The 16,818-nt window shown below is 58.2% G+C and carries 13 protein-coding genes and 1 pseudogene; 8 read left to right on the forward strand and 6 right to left on the reverse strand.

Translation table 11 applies throughout. From position 1 onward, the window contains the following. Window position 1: 1 nt before the first annotated feature. The 3 genes from QZ862_RS17030 to bcsN all read right to left on the reverse strand — a co-directional run bounded on the left by QZ862_RS17030 (window position 2) and on the right by bcsN (window position 5,672). A complete protein-coding gene (locus QZ862_RS17030) occupies window positions 2–2,494 on the reverse strand; it encodes a cellulose biosynthesis cyclic di-GMP-binding regulatory protein BcsB (protein ID WP_296101102.1) in 2,493 nt (830 codons plus the stop codon). Continuing rightward, entirely contained in the window at window positions 2,491–4,683 is a 2,193-nt protein-coding gene (gene bcsA / locus QZ862_RS17035) for a UDP-forming cellulose synthase catalytic subunit (protein ID WP_296101103.1), read from the reverse strand. The genes QZ862_RS17030 and bcsA overlap by 4 nt, the downstream gene beginning before the upstream one ends. 113 nt (window positions 4,684–4,796) lie before the next feature. Beyond that, complete coding sequence (bcsN, locus tag QZ862_RS17040; RefSeq protein ID WP_296101104.1) at window positions 4,797–5,672, reverse strand: cellulose biosynthesis protein BcsN; 876 nt, start codon at window positions 5,670–5,672, stop codon at window positions 4,797–4,799. A 355-nt stretch (window positions 5,673–6,027) separates the two neighbouring features. On the opposite strand from bcsN, the gene QZ862_RS17045 reads away from it, so the two are divergent. From QZ862_RS17045 to QZ862_RS17080, 8 genes are all read left to right on the forward strand, one after another. Then, window positions 6,028–7,233 carry an AGE family epimerase/isomerase gene (locus QZ862_RS17045; protein WP_296101106.1) on the forward strand — a complete coding sequence of 402 codons (1,206 nt, stop codon included), beginning with the start codon at window positions 6,028–6,030 and terminating at the stop codon, window positions 7,231–7,233. A 212-nt stretch (window positions 7,234–7,445) separates the two neighbouring features. Beyond that, entirely contained in the window at window positions 7,446–9,053 is a 1,608-nt protein-coding gene (locus QZ862_RS17050; RefSeq protein WP_296101116.1) for an ABC transporter substrate-binding protein, read from the forward strand. Between the two features lie 34 nt (window positions 9,054–9,087). Then, on the forward strand, window positions 9,088–10,044 hold the full coding sequence (locus tag QZ862_RS17055) for an ABC transporter permease (protein WP_296101117.1): 957 nt from the start codon (window positions 9,088–9,090) through the stop codon (window positions 10,042–10,044). Further along, complete coding sequence (locus tag QZ862_RS17060; protein ID WP_296101107.1) at window positions 10,041–10,871, forward strand: ABC transporter permease; 831 nt, start codon at window positions 10,041–10,043, stop codon at window positions 10,869–10,871. The genes QZ862_RS17055 and QZ862_RS17060 overlap by 4 nt, the downstream gene beginning before the upstream one ends. Beyond that, a complete protein-coding gene (locus QZ862_RS17065; RefSeq protein WP_296101108.1) occupies window positions 10,868–11,674 on the forward strand; it encodes an ABC transporter ATP-binding protein in 807 nt (268 codons plus the stop codon). The genes QZ862_RS17060 and QZ862_RS17065 overlap by 4 nt, the downstream gene beginning before the upstream one ends. Further along, window positions 11,674–12,462 (forward strand): ATP-binding cassette domain-containing protein, encoded by a 789-nt coding sequence (locus QZ862_RS17070; RefSeq protein WP_296085842.1) that lies wholly within the window; start codon window positions 11,674–11,676, stop codon window positions 12,460–12,462. Before QZ862_RS17065 ends, QZ862_RS17070 begins: the two co-directional genes overlap by 1 nt. Continuing rightward, complete coding sequence (locus QZ862_RS17075) at window positions 12,455–13,564, forward strand: aminotransferase class V-fold PLP-dependent enzyme (RefSeq protein WP_296101109.1); 1,110 nt, start codon at window positions 12,455–12,457, stop codon at window positions 13,562–13,564. Before QZ862_RS17070 ends, QZ862_RS17075 begins: the two co-directional genes overlap by 8 nt. 232 nt (window positions 13,565–13,796) lie before the next feature. Then, on the forward strand, window positions 13,797–13,985 hold the full coding sequence (locus QZ862_RS17080) for a hypothetical protein (protein ID WP_296021047.1): 189 nt from the start codon (window positions 13,797–13,799) through the stop codon (window positions 13,983–13,985). A gap of 8 nt (window positions 13,986–13,993) precedes the next feature. Here the strand turns inward: QZ862_RS17080 and QZ862_RS17085 are convergent, their stop codons facing one another. The 3 genes and pseudogenes from QZ862_RS17085 to QZ862_RS17095 form a co-directional block, all read right to left on the reverse strand. After that, on the reverse strand, window positions 13,994–15,568 hold the full coding sequence (locus QZ862_RS17085) for an FGGY-family carbohydrate kinase (protein WP_296101110.1): 1,575 nt from the start codon (window positions 15,566–15,568) through the stop codon (window positions 13,994–13,996). 68 nt (window positions 15,569–15,636) lie between these two features. Next, window positions 15,637–16,341, reverse strand: coding sequence for an HAD family hydrolase (locus QZ862_RS17090; RefSeq protein WP_296021042.1), 705 nt, complete (start codon window positions 16,339–16,341; stop codon window positions 15,637–15,639). A gap of 4 nt (window positions 16,342–16,345) precedes the next feature. Continuing rightward, a pseudogene (locus QZ862_RS17095) lies at window positions 16,346–16,818 on the reverse strand (mannitol dehydrogenase family protein); the annotation flags it as partial.

Consider the following 16,818-nt stretch of genomic DNA (forward strand, 5'->3'; position numbering starts at 1 on the left):
GTCATGGTTTGCGACCCAGCCCCCGCAGAAGCAGGAAAGTCACAAACCCCAGAAGCGACAGAAAGCCGATGAAAAACAGCGAATAGGATAAGGTGTTGCTGGACAGCCAGTTGGCCGCGATCAGTCGCCAGTTCGAAAATGTAAAGGGGCCGGTGGTAAAGAACGTCTGCTGCTTTGCGACAATCGACTCGACCTTGTCGGCGCCCGCATCGTAGGTCGCGATCCGCCCGGAAAGGCCAGACCATCGCTTCATTTCCGTCATCGCCTTCATGCCGGAGCGCAGGGTGTCTGTCGCCGGTGCGGTCGCAAGGGTCCAGACGCCTTCTCCTCCTGGGCTGAGGCCTTGCGCCAGCATGAAACTAACATTTGCGGGCGGTGCGTAGATCTCCTCCGCTCCAGGCAGAAACCGCAACGTGTCGGCGCTGATATCGAAATTGCGCCGCATCCACTCCTCGAAGGAGGATATCTGGCCCTGCCAGAGCCCACCATCCACACGCTGACGCCAGTCTTCGAAGAGTTGGTCTGTCTGCTCGGCGGCTGGAGCCGACTGCCTTCCTTCGCCCCAAGCGGTCTGACTGGCGGACGCTATGTTGAACTGGGCGGCAAGCGCCGGCTGGATCTGCGGAAGTGTGCCGATGAAGATCGCATCCCTGTCTCCGACGCCTGCGATAGATCCTACCATATCCACGTCGACGGGCTGCCCCGCCGCAACGGCCAGACGCCCCATAAGGGTGGCGGCAGACGACAAGAGATCGGGATCGATCCGCTCCAGAAATATAGCCACGGGCTGTTTTGCGGAACGATATGGCTGCGCAACCCCACTGGTAGCGGCAAGGTCCGGTGCGCGCCCGATCCTGGCGAAGTTCGGCATGTGAAACTCAGACGTATCGAAGAGAGCGAAACGCGGTGTCGCGCTCGCCGTGGTGCCGGGCAGGCAGGTCTCGTCCGCCTGAGTTTGCAAAACAGCTTCTATTGTCACTGTATTTGCGCCAGGCACGAAGTGCCTCAACGTGACGTTGATAGGCAGGTGCCGGAAGATGCCTCCGCCCCGGTTGGAAATCGGCACGGTGGATGCGATGTTTCCGTTCACGTAGACGTCGATATGACTTCCGGGAAGCACCTCTGCGGCATAGGCGGCATCCAGAAGAAGAGTGGCTTCGCCATAGGCTGCGGCGTAAAAATTTGCGGGGACGCCGATAGTGAAATCGGTGCGAAAGCGCCTTCCTGAAAATTCGGTGCTCGTCACACCAAGCGACGACAGCGAGAGACGGCGGTCGCCAAGGACAAGAGGCGCATCTGGCGTGTGCCAGTTCCTGGTCGACAAAAAGGAACGAGACGACTGGTCGGGAGGTTCGACCGACGCAACCAGGCTGGCGATCGCCGCTTGCGTGGCTTGCGATGTCGGGCCTCCGACAATCAGAGCCGACGCACCATTGATCAGATTGCTTTCGAAGCCAGCATAGGGGCCTGCAAGGACTTCTGCGGGGACTGCGTTTGTAACCGCTGCAATCTCACGCGAAGTGCCAGCCAGCACGAGAAGCGAACCCGCCTTTCTTGCCTGCGGAACGTTTGCGTGAAAGACGATCTCCTGATTGGGCATTTGCGTGCGCAACGCCAATGCCTGCGAGAGTTTCAGCAGAGACGCAGCCATCACAGGGTTGGACATGCCGGGCGCGACGATGTCGATGGTGGTCAGCCCGTCGGAACCGGCCCCGATAGCCTGTATGTCCTCGATTGTCTCGAAACGGCTTGCCACATCGGCATTGAGAGTGATGAAGGTACCGGACGGATTGATGTCGGTCCACAGATCGTATGTGGATTCGATCGTGCAGTCAGTTCGGTGCCGTTGCTTGACGCCAAGTGTCACCACATTGGCGCCACCCTGAAGTAGACCGGGCGGAATGGTGATGGAAAGATTGCCCTCCGCGTCGGGAGAGGCAATGCTTCTTTGCTCCAGCGGGACATTGTTGATCGCGATCTCGAGGCTTGAGCTTTCCGGCGCAACCACCACGGCGTTCTGATAGGCGACGGTCAAAGCCTTGGCCGCATCAGCCTGTTGTGGCGTCATGTAGATCGTCCATTGCCGCTGGTCCATTTCGCCAGACAGGCTGAGTTCGGTGAACGGCAGGATGTAGCGGCGGCGCTGATCGACGGATGTGGTGATGGGCTTAGGGGCTGCCTGCGCCGACCGCGGTGCCGCCATTGGCGGCGTCGAGGCGCTGGGCGTGACGGATGGAACAGACGATGGAGCGATTTGCTGCGTTGGTGGCGCACCCGCGGGCGAAGCCGCAGGTGGCGGCCTGACAGGAACTTGAGGGGTCGGTGGTAACGCTGTCGTGGGCGCTGACGGTGCGAACGGTGGCACTGGACCCGTCGTTGCTGGCGGCGAACCGGCTGGCCGCTCCGGTGACATATCGAAAGGTGCGGACTGAGCAAAAGCTGTCGCCGCGAAGGCAGCGTAAAAGGCCAGAACAGCAAGCGGCTTTTTCATCATTTTGCCACTCCCGCGGGAACCTTCTGCTTTGCCTTGGATTGGAAAGACCGCATGAAGTAAAAGAGGCCTCGCTGCGTCTGGAAGAGCGCAATCGCCAGAAAAGAGGCTGTTCCTCGGATCAAACCGGGATTTCGTCTGCGAGCGCGCTGGAATTCCGTCCATTGCTCTGAATTGGCGAAAATCAAATCTACGATCAGTCGGCGTTCGATATTTTCCTTAGGCGCGAAAGTGCAGCCGATGGACATGAAACCCTGTTGCTTGACGGTTCTAACAATATCAATCGTCATCGTGGACGGAGACCCTGGGCTGTAGGGTTCTACCTTGATGCGAGCCGAGCTGCCTTTCTCGATACGATCGAGATCGTCTTCGAAAACATTGATCAGCATGCCGTGAACCGAAACGTTCTGAACGGTCGCCGGCAACCACGGGCCGTCTTCCTGGAATTGCAACTCGCAGCGACGCTTGACGGTGATGCGCCGTGAAGCAGACCTTTCGCCGCGTTCGGACACGACGCCGAGTGCGCAGCCGGCAAAGATGATATTGAGCAGGTTCCATCCGCCCACGACCAGCGTCACATCCGCCTTATAGGGCTCCGCGTAGATGCGATAGATCGCAAAGACCATGGCGATGACCAGCACGAAAAAGATGACGAAGAACGGACGGCTGATTTCCGACAGTCTGGCTTCGCTGATAGATTCGTCCTTGGCGGTGACCTTGAAGGTCGGCTTGCTGGGATTGAACAGGACCGAGACCACGGCCGGCAGAAGATGCACCGTCTGCACATATTCGTAGAGTTCGGAAATCCAGGGCCAGCGGAAACTTCCATAGAGGAAGTTCTGCATCATGAGGTTCACCAGCATATACGCGGCCGTGTAGGCCAGGAATTCGCCACCCGAGGCCACGAAGATCTGCAGATCGAAAAAGAGATAGAACAGAGGCGCGAAGAGGAAGATGGTACGCGGGAACGGAAACAGCCAGAACAGCGTGGACGACATGTAGCAAAGCCGTTGGGTGAAGGAGAGTCCTCGGCGAAACAGCGGTTGACGGAAGATCAGGATCTGCATCATGCCCTGCGCCCAACGGCTTCTTTGGCCGATGAAGCTGGTGAAAGTTGCTGGCTGCAAACCTGCAATCAGTGGCTTGTCGACATAAAGGCTATTCCAGCCGCGCGAATGAAGTGCAAGCGCGGTCTCGCAGTCTTCAGTGATGCTGACCCCGCTGAATCCCTCGGTTTCCTTCAATGCCGTCCGGCGCAGAACCGCCGCCGAACCGCAGAAGAAGGCACCGTTCCACTTGTCCAGTCCGCGCTGAATGATGCCGTAGAACATTTCGTTCTCGCTCGGCATCGTTTCAAAGGTGCGCAGATTGCGCTCGATGGGATCTGGATTGAGAAAGAAATGCGGCGTCTGCACGAGGAAGAGCTTCGGATCTTCTTCGAAATAGCCGACAGTTTCGAGGAGAAAGTCACGAGCCGGGGCATGGTCTGCATCGAAAACTGTCACCAGTTCGCCGGTAGAATGCTCAAGACCGTTGTTCAGATTGCCGGCCTTGGCGTGGACGTTACGCTCACGCGTCAGGTAGTTGACGCCGAGATCGGCGCAGAGCCTCTGCAATTCCGCATGCCGTCTGGCGGCCGCCTGCGCTTCCAGAATGTTCGGCGCATTGCGTTTCTGTAGCGTCCCACCATCATCCAGCAGCCAGACCGTGAACCTGTCCGCCGGGTAATCCATGTTTTTTGCCGCAGCCAGCGTATTGGCGAGAAGTTCGGCGTCCTCATTATAAGTCGGAACGAAGACATCCACCGTCGGCACATAACCGGCAGAACCGGGGCGTGTCTTGCGCGAGGGCAAAGGCATGGAGACAATGACGAGGCTGAGCGCCAGCATCATCACGCTGTACATCTCGGCGAGATAGAGCAGAAAGCCGGGAATGAAGTTTTCGAGTTGATTGACGGGCGGCAGGGTACTTGTCGTGCGCCAATAGACATAGCGCAGAACGATGGCGGTTCCGAAGCCCAGGCCGATCAGCCGCCATGCTCCCTTGCCGTTCAGGGTTTTGATCGTCGCGAGAAGACCGAGCGAGATTGCGGTTGCGATGAGGTGTGTCTGCAGGCTGACGGGCAGAGTGATGATCAGCAGCACACAGGCCGACACGAACAGCCAAAGGATGAAAGTGATGGCCTTGCTCATCCGCAAACCTTTACATCAAGTCGATAAGAAGCAGGTCGCTCCTTTGGCCTCATGCCACCGGCCATCCGACGGCATGTCGAAAAACCATTGTGGAGCAGTTACACCCAAAACAGTTAATTGCAGGTTTGCCCGCTCGTCTGACCAGCAACACAGCCGGGCGACGGGATGGCAATCCGTTTCGTTTCAATACGTCGCGCTGGCGGAGCCACATCCGCCGGTCGGCCACTGGTTGCCATGGGTCGTGCGGGAGAGGGAATCACCACGGCAGGTGCTGGCTGAGGCTGAGGCGGGCTTGGGCGCGAATTGGACGCAGGCACCGAAATAGGGGCAGGTCTTGCCACCGCGCGGACTGGCGCCGCCGCGGGCGTTTGCGTTCCAGGCGACATCGGAGCGCTACCCGACACGGGGTAGACAGGATTGCCGGCGCGGCCTAGTCCACTGTCAGGACCCTGCGCCGTACCGTAGGGGTTCCAATTGCTGGACAGATAATTGCCGGTAATGGTGTAATTGTACATTACAGCCAGAAGATCGCGGGTGGTGACGCCAGATTGGCAGAGGCGCAACGTGACGTTGATGCGGCCCAGATTTTTGAAGCCCTGGCGCATGCTTTCCGCAGAGCGGATCTGCTGCCAACCGTATATGCAGGCGTCACCGCCATAACCTTTGCCTGAGGCGTAGGAAAAGGCGCCGTAATTGTTCTGGAGATATTCCGCGGACATCGACATGGCCACACCGGGGAATGCGCTCCGAATTTCGCGCGAGATCGAGGAAGCGCGCAGACTGCTTTCCGAAAGCCCATCTTTTCCCGTATCCTCGGCTTTTTGCGGCCCGAAAATCTGGACTTTCAAGTAATTCTGGCCAGGCGTCGTTGCGTCCGAGCGCAGGATCACATCCTGCTGGACCGCATTGGAATAATTGCGATTGATAACCGTAAGGATCTCTGGACCACCAGGTGGTGGAAAGATCAACGCCTCTTCCGGGGATGCCATTTTCGGTGCGCCTGATTGCTGCACGCCCGCTGGAGTATTGCAGCCCGAAAGCGCAAGCGCCATACCACACAATGATGCAATGGCAGCGGCCTTTTCCGCCCCTGCACCATATCCCCTTAACGAGGTTCGAGCATAACGAATCACGTGTGACCAGTTCATCGTTTCGAAATACGTGAGCCCTACGATTTAGCAATCCTAAATATGGGGGGTTGAGACTGATGCCTGCGGTTGTAGTCTACGCTTTAAGACAGCCTGCGGGAACTTTGCAGGTGCAGAAGGATTTGGAATTGTTGAACGTCGCCATGATGGCCTATCGTGCGGCATGATGAAATGAATGATCAAATAGCGTAGCAGGATGACTGACCAACCGTTAAGCACGACAGCACGACTGACAGAGGAAATTACCGCACTGCGCAGATGGCTGGAGGAGGCTGCCCTGCCTCTGTGGTGGGAGGCCGGAGCGGCAAAGCCGGATGGTGGATTTCATGAACGGGTCGGTCAGGACGGCAGGCCTATCCTTGGAGATGATCGCCGCGCCCGCGTTCAACCGCGCCAGGCCTATTGTTATGCGGCGGCGGGCGAAAACGACTGGGGCGGCGACTGGAAACCCGCCCTAGATCATGGCCTCTCGTGGTTTGACAGGGTCTACCGTTTGGAAAGCGGGCTATACGGCAACCTGGCGAACGCATCCGGGAAACTCATCGATCCGTCGTTCGATCTGTACAATCAGGCCTTTGCCCTTTTCGCAGCGGCCCAGACCGCGAAAGTGCTGCCCGAAAGAAAGGGCGAGATGCGCGAGCGAGCGCTTTTGATCCTGTCAATATTGAAAGCGCAGTACGCCCATCCGGTTCAGGGGTTCGAGGAAGATAATCCCCCCCGTTATCCTCTATGCTCCAACCCGCATATGCACCTTTTCGAGGCGATGCTGGCTTGGGAAAAAGTCGACCCATCCGGCCCGTGGACAGCCGTTGCCGATGAGATTGCCGATCTGGCCATGAGCCGCTTCATCGATCAGGGCAATGGTGGCTTGCGAGAGTTTTTCGATAAGGACTGGATGCCGGCTTCTGGTGAGGACGGCCGTATCATGGAGCCCGGCCACCAATTCGAATGGGCGTGGCTTCTCACCCGTTGGGGGCTTCTGCGCAACAGTTTCGATGCGGTGAAAGCGGCCAAGCGCTTGTTCGAGATCGCCGAAAGTCACGGTATTTGCCCACGGCGAAAAGTCGCCGTCATGAGCTTGCTCGACGATTTCTCGCCGCATGACCGGCTCGCCCGCTTCTGGCCGCAAACGGAATGGCTCAAGGCGGCAATTCGACTGGCGAGTGCGACGGAAGGAGAGGAGCGGCATCGATATCTGACCTCCGCCTTGCGGGCAGTCGTGGCAATTCAACCCTTCCTCGACACACAGATCCGCGGCCTGTGGTTCGACAAATGGCCCGACGATGCACCAATCATCGAGGAGCCAGCGCCTGCAAGCACTTTCTATCATATCGTCTGCGCCATCTACGAAGCCGACGCAGTATTGAAGGCATTGAAGTCAAAGACCGCGGAACCGCGATAGGTCTATCAGTTTCTTCGATATTTCAGAAACAGACAGACATTCGCATGAATGCGAATGATTTCGCTTCGTTACCGCGGGCGAGGAAAAGAAATATCCTCCTCGTTTCAAGCAGGATGAAAACATTGCTGTCCATGTGGCGGCTTCCCATGGACACTGAAGTGGTCATGGTCGTAAATGCGAACGAGAACCACCGTCTCAATCCGGAGCCCTTCATGCCGTCCCCGATTTCGCGCCGATCCCTCCTCAAGACCCTGGCACTGCTCACCGCATCCACAGCATTGATGCGGATCGACCGTGCCTGGGCGCAGGAGAGCGGCGAGCGCCTCGTCGTCGCGGCAGACTCCGAGCCTAAAAATCTCAACCCTGCAATCGTCGCTTCCAACGGCGTCTTCTATATTTCCAGCAAGATTGTCGAACCGCTGGCGGAAGCGTCCTACAACGGGAAAGATGGGCTTGAGCCTCGGCTTGCAACCGCTTGGGAAGGCTCGCAGGATGGCCTGAGTGCAACCTTCAAGTTGCGTGAAGGCGTGACGTGGCACGACGGCAAACCCTTCACTTCGGCGGATGTGGCCTTCTCTGCTCTGTCCGTCTGGAAACCGCTGCAGAACCTCGGACGGCTGGTCTTTGCCAACCTTGAGAGCGTAGACACGCCCGACGAGCACACCGCAATTTTCCGCTTCTCAAAGCCTACACCCTTCCAGCTCATTCGCAATGCCCTGCCGGTAGTCACCAGCGTTCTGCCGAAACATCTGTACGACGGCACCGATATCGCCACCAACCCGCTGAACAACAAACCGGTCGGCACCGGACCTTTCGTTTTTGCCGAGTACAAGCCCGGCGAATATTATCGCCTGACGCGCAACGAGACATATTGGGGCAAGGATCGGCCAAAGCTCAGCGAAATCATCTATCGGGTGCTTCCCGATCGCGCTGGCGCAGCAACCGCGCTGGAAGCGGAGGAGATACAGCTTGCCGCTTTTTCTGCCGTTCCTCTTTCCGATCTTGCGCGTATCTCCAAGGAACCCGGCATCAAGGTGATTGCCGATGGCTATGAGGCTTTGACCTATCAACTCGTCGTCGAAATCAATCACCGCCGGAAAGAGCTTGCCGACCTCAAGGTGCGACAAGCCATCGCTCACGCAATCGACAAGAAGCTCGTGGTCGACACGGTGTTTCTTGGCTACGCGACCAATTCCACCGGTCCTGTGCCGAAGAACGCGTCGCAATTCTACACGTCCGACGTCACGTTGTACGACTTCAACATCGACAAGGCGAACGCTCTTCTCGATGAGGCTGGCTATCCACGCGGTCGGGATGGGAACCGTTTCTCCCTGAAGTTGCTGCCTGCGCCTTATTTCAATGAGACCAAACAGTTCGGCGCCTATCTGCGCCAGGCTTTGTCTGCCATCGGTATCGATGCGCAACAGGTAAACAACGATGCTGCCGCTCATCAGAAGGCGGTCTACACTGACCACGACTTCGACCTCGCCGTAGCACCGACCGTCTTTCGCGGCGATCCCGCCATTTCCACAACCATTCTGGTGAAATCGGGAACACCTGCCGGTGTTCCCTTCTCCAATCAGGGCGGATATCAAAACAAGGAATTGGACGCTCTGATCGACAAGGCGGCGGAAACTGTCGACGAAAAGCAGCGTACTGCGCTCTACAAGGAATTTCAGCAGAAGGTGAAACAGGATCTGCCGTTGATTAACGTGGCAGAGTGGGGCTTCATTACCGTTGCCCGCGACACGGTGAAAAACGTTGCCAGTAACCCAAGATGGGCGGTTTCGAACTGGGCGGATACCGCCATCGAGGAATAGAGTGGCAGTTGCAGGCCGCATTCTCCGTCGCAGAATGATCAGCGCCGTACCAGTGCTGGTCATCGTGCTGATCTTTACGTTTCTGCTTTTGGAGAATGCGTCGGGTGATGCCGTTGACGCCTATCTCGTCTCCATCGGCGGCGGGGATGCAAGCCTTCGCGATGCTCTGCGTACACAATACGGGTTGGACCAATCGGTCCTCTGGCGGCTGTGGCTCTACGTCACATCGATCGTCCGGCTGGACTTCGGCTGGTCGGTCGCCTTTGATCGGCCCGTCCTTTCGCTGATCTTAGAGCGTCTACCGAACACTCTGCTGTTGATGGGTAGCGCGACGCTCCTGTCGTTCATCCTCGGCACGTCACTGGGGATTGTCGCTGGCTCAAGGCCTGGAAGCCTCCTGGATCGGGTGCTGTCATCTGTATCGCTGGCGCTTTACGCCGTTCCGGGCTTCTGGCTCGGCCTCGTTCTCGTGCTCGTTTTCGCCGTCAAGCTCCGCTGGCTCCCGACCTCGGGTCTGGAAACCATAGCCTCTGGCAAAGAGGGTTTTGCGCGGGCACTCGACATCATGCGCCATCTCGTCCTTCCAGTTGCAAGCCTTGGCCTTATCTACCTAGCCCTCTTCCTGCGCGTGATGCGTAGCGCCATGGGGGACCTCTGGCATACGGATTTCGTCGCCTTCGCTCAGTCGAAAGGGCTGTCACGTTGCCGGGTGGTGCTGCGCCACGTTGCGCGCAATGCCGCACTTCCTCTTCTCACCGTGCTCGGTCTCCAATCGGCTACCGTGCTCGGTGGTTCCGTCGTCATCGAGAGCGTCTTTGCAATCCCTGGCTTCGGGAGACTGGCGCAAGAGGCGGTCGCAGGGCGTGACACCCCATTGTTGATGGGCATCATCCTTGTCAGCGCCGTTTTCGTCATCCTCGTCAACCTGATCGTCGATTTGCTTTACGCATTTCTCGATCCGCGTATCGGTGCGGGGGAGAAAGCGGCGTGACCATTCTTCGCCGGGTATCTCGCAGTCCAGAAGGTGTGGCCGGCCTCGTGATCCTTCTCACAGTGACGTTCGCTGGCATTTCGGCGCCTTTTGTCTTCCCCAACGATCCGCTTTCCATCGTCGCGGCACCACTGATCCCGCCCTTTACCGACCGTGCCCTGCCGCTCGGCACCGATACGCTCGGCCGCGATGTTCTTGCCTGTCTCTTCCATGCCGTGCGCAGTTCGTTTCTCGTCGGTCTTTCCGCTGCAGCAGCGGCGCTTCTGATCGGCACGTTCATGGGCACGATAGCGGGCTTTGCCGGAGGCATTGTCGACGAAGCACTGATGCGGATCGCCGATGCCTTCCAGATCGTTCCGAGTTTTCTTCTCGCGCTTGCCTTTGTCAGCACCGTGGGCCCGTCCCTGCCGATTGTCGTGATGGCCATTGCACTCGGCGCTTGGGCCGATCCCGCGCGGTTGACGCGCGCGCAGGTTCTCTCAATTCGCGAGAGGGATTATATCGCAGCCGCTCGGACCATCGGCATGCATCCAATGGAAATCGCCTTTCGACAAATCCTGCCAAATGCAGTGCCGCCCGTCATGGCACTTGCCGCGATCATCGTTGCAGCAGCCATTCTGACGGAAGCAGCGCTTTCCTTCCTTGGTCTTGGCGATCCGAATATCGTCACCTGGGGTGGAATGATCGCGGAAGGAAGAAACGTGCTTCGCTCTGCTGCTTACCTCTCAATTATTCCGGGTATCGCTCTGCTTGCCACGGTTCTCGGGGTCTATCTGCTTGGCGAGGGCATCAACAAGGCGCTCGCATTCCAAAAAGGTGTGCAATGAGCCCATTGCCACTTCTTACGATCAAGGGCTTGGGCGTCACCTATCGTGGCGCGTCCGGACCCGCCTTGAGCGATGTGTCGCTTACCCTTGAAGAAAAACGCCGGCTCGCCATCATCGGCGAAAGCGGCTCGGGCAAAAGCACGCTGGCACGCTGCATTGCAGGGCTGCTGCCATCTGGCGCCAGAACGACCGGCGAATTGATCTGGAATGATGCGAAGGTGAGGACGAAACACGGGTCTTTTCCGGCACCTGGACGCGATATCGCCTATGTATTTCAGGATCCCGGCGCTAGCCTCAATCCTGTCCTGACGATTGGCGAGCAGGTGTGTGAAGCGGCCATACGCCATCTCGGCCTGACACGCAGACAGGCGCTAAATCATGCACGCGATCTGCTCGCAGAGGTACAACTGACCCGTGCGGAAGAGCTGCTCTCGACCTACCCGCATCAGATTTCCGGAGGTCAGCGGCAACGAGTTGCCATCGCCGCTGCCATTTCCGCTAACCCCAAAATCCTGATTGCGGATGAAGCCACAAGCGCGCTCGACACGATAACCCAGGCGGCCATCGCAAGTCTGCTGGACAGACTGGTTCAAACCAACGGTATGACGCTGATCTTCATAACGCATGACATTGCGCTCGCCTCCAACCTCGCAGATGATATCACCGTGTTCAAATCGGGCCACTTGGTGGAAGCCGGCAAAGTATATAACGTGCTTCCCAATCCGGGAAGCGTCTACACCAGACGTCTATTGTCTTCTCATCTTGACCTCACCACTCCGCCGCTCATCGGGACTGCAGGCTGATGACCCCGTTCTTCTCAGTCAGCCATCTTTCGAAGCGATATGAATGGGAAGGCCGAGCAGTGCAGGCGCTGGCCGATGTTTCCTTCACGCTGGAACGGGGCGAAACACTTGGACTTGCGGGTCCATCAGGCTGCGGAAAATCTACTCTCGCACGGATCATCATGCGGCTCTCTCCGGCGGATAGTGGCCAAGTGCGCTTTGAGGACCAGGACTGGCTGAACCTGAGAGGCCGTGAACTGAGAGCCGCTCGCCGCCGCCTGCAGATGGTGTTTCAAGATACCCATGGCGCCTTCAATCCGCGCGCCACGGTGGAAGATGCAATTGGCGATCCGCTGCGCATCCACCGCATTGTGGCGAGCGGTCAAAGACCTTACGAAATCACCCGGCTGCTGGAACGCGTCGGTCTCAGCCCGGACGTGGCCAAACGTCCCGTACTTCATCTTTCGGGGGGCCAGCGGCAACGTGTTGCGATTGCGCGTGCGATCGCCTGCCGCCCGTCCTTGCTCGTGATGGACGAGGCGGTTTCGGCGCTGGATATCTCCATTCGCGCTCAAATTCTGGAGCTACTTGTGTCGCTCCAGTCCGAGACCGGTCTCTCCTGCCTTTTCGTTTCGCACGATCTGGCCGTCATTCGCGCCGTATGCCATCGCGTCGCGATCATGGAGAGCGGACGGATTGTCGAATATGGCCAGACAGGCCGCATCATCTCCAGCCCGCAATCGGACACTGCCAAGCGATTGATTGCCGCCGTTCCCACACTTCGACTTCAGGACAAGAACCATGTCTGACCGCAATTGGAGCCACCTGCTCGATGTCCCAGCTTTCCCACAAGAGCGTTATGCAAAGCTCGCGGACAGGCTGGCCGCATTGATGAAGACGCAAAACGACGTGCTCCTCATTCAGGCCGAAGCAGTTCTCGCGCTGGAAGCGGTGGCGACCAGCCTGGCCCAGCCGCGACTGAAAGCGCTCAACATCATTACCAGCCCCTACGGCGCATGGTTCGGCGACTGGCTGAAGCGCGGCGGCTGTGAGGTCGTCAATCTCGTGGCCGAAGCTGGGCGTCCCATCACGGTAGACGCTGTCAGGAGGGAGCTTAATCAACACCCCGATATTGCCGTACTGTCTCTCGTTCACGCCGAATCCGCCAGCGGCATTCTCAACCCATTGGAAGAGATTGTCCGGCTCTCCAGGGAAAAAGGCGTGCTCACCGTCGTGGACGCAGTTGCATCGATTGGCGGGCATAGTCTCGATGTGGACAAGGATCACATCGACATCGCCGTGATCGGTCCGCAAAAATCGTTGGCTGGGCCGGTAGGCCTTTCGGCAATTTCAGTCAGCAAACGCGCCTGGGCCATGCTGAACCATGGCAACGCGCCACGCGGTTCGATGCTCTCGCTTCTCGATCAAAAAGAACAATGGCTCGATACCGGCAGAGGGATTTTGCCTGGTACGCCCGCACCGCTTGAATTTTTTGCGCTCGAAGCTGCATTGGATCGTGTGGAGGCGGAAAGCATAGACTTCAGCCAGAAGCGACATCGGCTGGCTGCAACGGCAACGCGAAGAGCTCTCACCGCACTCGGCGTTGAGCTCTGGGTGCCGGACGAAGAAGCCTCTGCACTCGTCACAGCAGTCAAGCTCCCGGTAGCTGTCCAGCGCGCCGATCTCGTCTCTCAGGCAAAAATCGATGGGTCCGATATCTCAGCCGCTGTCGGCCCCGGAACAGACTATCTGATCCGCCTCAACCATACGGGACTGCGCGCCAACAAAGAGCCCGTGCTGGCCAATATCAAAGCCCTCGCCCACGCACTGCGCCACCACGGACATTCAAACAAAGTGGATAAGGCAATCGAGGTGGTAGATGAGACCTACTCTTCTGCCGCCAAGCAATAGAGCCCGGGCGGCCCGATGGACAAGCAAAAAGCCGCGTTCATCGGCGTATAACGCGGTCCGACTCTGCGGGGCGGCTGATGCTCCCGAGAAAAAATCCCTAGCTGTAACGCTGCAAATGGAAGGATCTTTCTCTCCCGTCCACAGCTCTAATATAGGAATCCCTCCAGCAATCTTGACGAAATCGTGGCAAAACGCGAAACTTTACACATTGTTAAGTTCGATGACTGGAGGAATGAAAATGGTTGCAGGCTACAACATGCTTTCCTTCGATCTCTTCGGCCTCGGCCGTCGGGCGCAGGAAGAAAAGCTCAAAAGCGAGAGCGGATCGAGAAAAGATCACCCCGTTCGTGACGAGGCTGAACAGCGTGATCGCGATCAGGAACATGATCTGTTTTTCTGGTCGCTCTATCCCGTGATCTGAAGCGCCGCTCAGAGACGATCCAGTTCCTCGCGATGCCGATGCATTGCGAGGAATTTTCTGTAATCGCGCTCGTAGCCGGATGCGCGCGTCCCATCCGGGTGGCGCTCCTCATAACCGGGATACATGGCAGCGCCAGCTTCAGACAAACTCGTATACACGCCACCCGCTACCGCGGCGGTCATGGCGGTTCCCAGAAGCACGGCATCGCTGGTCTGCGGCACCACGACGTGCTTACCCGTCGTGTCAGCATAGAGCTCCATCAACAGTGGATTATGAACATGCCCGCCCGCGAGGTGAAGCGTCGCGATGCGATATCCAAAACTCTCCAGCGCCTCCAGAACGTGGCGCGTCCCGAGCGCAATCGACACGGCGGTACGCCAGTAAAGAGCGCAGAGGCTATCGAAAGAAGTATCGAGAGTGAGGCCACTGATCACGCCCCGAGCATGTGGATCGGCGAAAGGCGATCTGTTGCCATGAAAATCCGGCAGGACATGCAGACGGTTGGCAAACCCGTCGCCCTCTATGGCCCGTAACGCCATGACTCGGTCGACGATGCGACGGTGAAGCGCCGCATCCGGCTCGCCGCCCGCAGCATGCATGCGCACGATATGGTCGAGCAAAGCACCCGTTGCCGACTGCCCGCCCTCGACCAGCCAGTGATCGGGCAGAACGGCCTGCCAGTAGGGTCCCCACAGACTGCGACCATGTTTGCGATTGGGCGTGAGAGCGACGAGACAGCTCGATGTGCCGGCTATTAGCGCAACATTGTTTTCCACATGGTTGCCGAGACTACCGCCGAGCGCACCCAGGGCGCCCGCATAGGCGTCGATCATGCCGGTTGCGACCTGGCACTCAGTATCCAACCCCAATTCATCGGCAGCCCTGGCCGACAGAACACCAACGGCTTGACCAGGCGCGACGGGGCTTGAAGGGAGCGAAGCCCGCTCTTTCAGATCCCCGAGACCTGCAAAGTCAAGATAATCCTGACACCAGCCTTCTTGCTCATGCGCTAGGAAATTCCACTTTGCCGTCAGTGTGCAGTTGGAGCGCGCCGCACTGCCGCTTGCCCTCCAAGTAAGGAAGTCGGCAAGATCGAAGAAATAGGCTGCTTTCGACCAGCTTTCAGGCAGGTGTTTCTTCAGCCACATCAGTTTCGGCATCTGCATTTCGGGGGATATCGATCCTCCGACGAAATCCAGAACCGGGTGACCCGATGCTGTCAGAAAATCCGCCTCGGCAATGGCGCGATGATCGAGCCAGACCACGGTATCGAAGCGGTCCTCGCTCGTGGTTGAGACCGACACTTGCTCGCCGAATTTGCCGCGCGCAACAAGCGAACATGTTGCATCAAAACCAATGCCGGCCACACTTGCAGGGCCAATCGCTGCCTCAGCCATGGAAGACCGCACCGAAAGACACACGGCCCTCCATATGTCCTCGGAATCGTGCTCGGCGTGGTTTTCCTTCGGTCTCTGCATTAGGATGGGATGGGTCGCACGGGACAGCATCGCGCCATGACGATCGAACACCCCGGCGCGCGCGCTGCCTGTTCCGACATCGACCGCAACGAGATATTGGCGCATAAAGCTAGTTTCCCATCCCTGTTTTACCGAAAACCGGGAGAGAACCGTTCCGTGTCGTTATCTGCACGTCAACCAGCCTCTGCTCTTGAGCCCTGGCGGCCCTTTCGGTCGCGCACAAGGTGAACCAAATCCGGCATGGCGTCAAACACGAGATCGGGCTCAAGTGCTGCGATCTGTTGACGGAACGCGGGGAAGCGTGCGTGAGAGCCCCCTGTAAAAGCAAAAACGCACATACCCGCCGCCTTTGCCGCGGCAATGCCCGCCGGGCTGTCTTCGATAACGATGCAACTGGCCGGCTCCGCACCCATCTCTTGCGCGGCGTGCAGGAAGAGATCTGGCGCCGGTTTGCCGTTCTTCACCATGGTGGCGCTGAAAATATGTGGCTCGAATTTCTCGATAAGACCCGTAAGGCCCAGAGAATAGCGGATGCGTTCCGGCTGACTGGACGAGGCCACGCAGCGCGGCACGTTGAGACGGTCCAACGTTTCGGCAATGCCGTCAATCGCCTTCAATTCCAGGCGAAAGCGTTCGAAGAGCGCGCTTCGCATGTGTTCGAGAAAATCGATATCGGTCTCGATACCGTACTCCTCCCAAAGTGTTGCCGTCATATTGGCAAGGCTGCGACCGAGAAATCGCTGATAGGCCTCTTCCTCGGTCATCTGGACACCGAGATGTGCCAGCATGTCGATCAGCACTGCGACAGAAACCGGCTCGCTGTCGACAAGCACGCCATCGCAGTCGAAAATCACCAAGGGGCCGGTTTCGGTAGGCATGATGTCAGCTTTCGATAAGTTTATCGTCCAGATAGAGTTCGAGCGTCTTTGCGGTACCCTTTTCCCATAATGTGTTTAGAGCATGGGCGAAGCGGGTGCGGAAGAGGTCTGAGTTTGCGACGTCGCCGAAAATATCGCTGAGTGCGAGAAACGCCATCGGATCGTCCTTGGCCTTTATCGCTGCCGCCTGCAGGCGTTCGGCGCTGGCGTCGTTGAAGACGATCTGCTTGCCGCTGTCCGAGGTTCCGTAGAAGTAGCGGCACCACAGAGCGGAAACCAGCGACAGACCAACGATGTCGAGGCCTTGCGCCAGACGGTCGGCGGTCGAGGGTAGGATGAACTTCGGTTGGCGGTTGGAGCCGTCCTGCGCCAGACGCGGAATGGTGTCGCCGATCTTCGGGTTGAGAAAGCGGCGCTCGATCAGGTCGAAGTACTCGTTGAGATCGGTGTCGGGCACTGGCGGAATGATCGGGATGA

The sequence above is a fragment of the uncultured Agrobacterium sp. genome, assembly GCA_913777615.1.
Lineage (GTDB): Bacteria > Pseudomonadota > Alphaproteobacteria > Rhizobiales > Rhizobiaceae > Agrobacterium.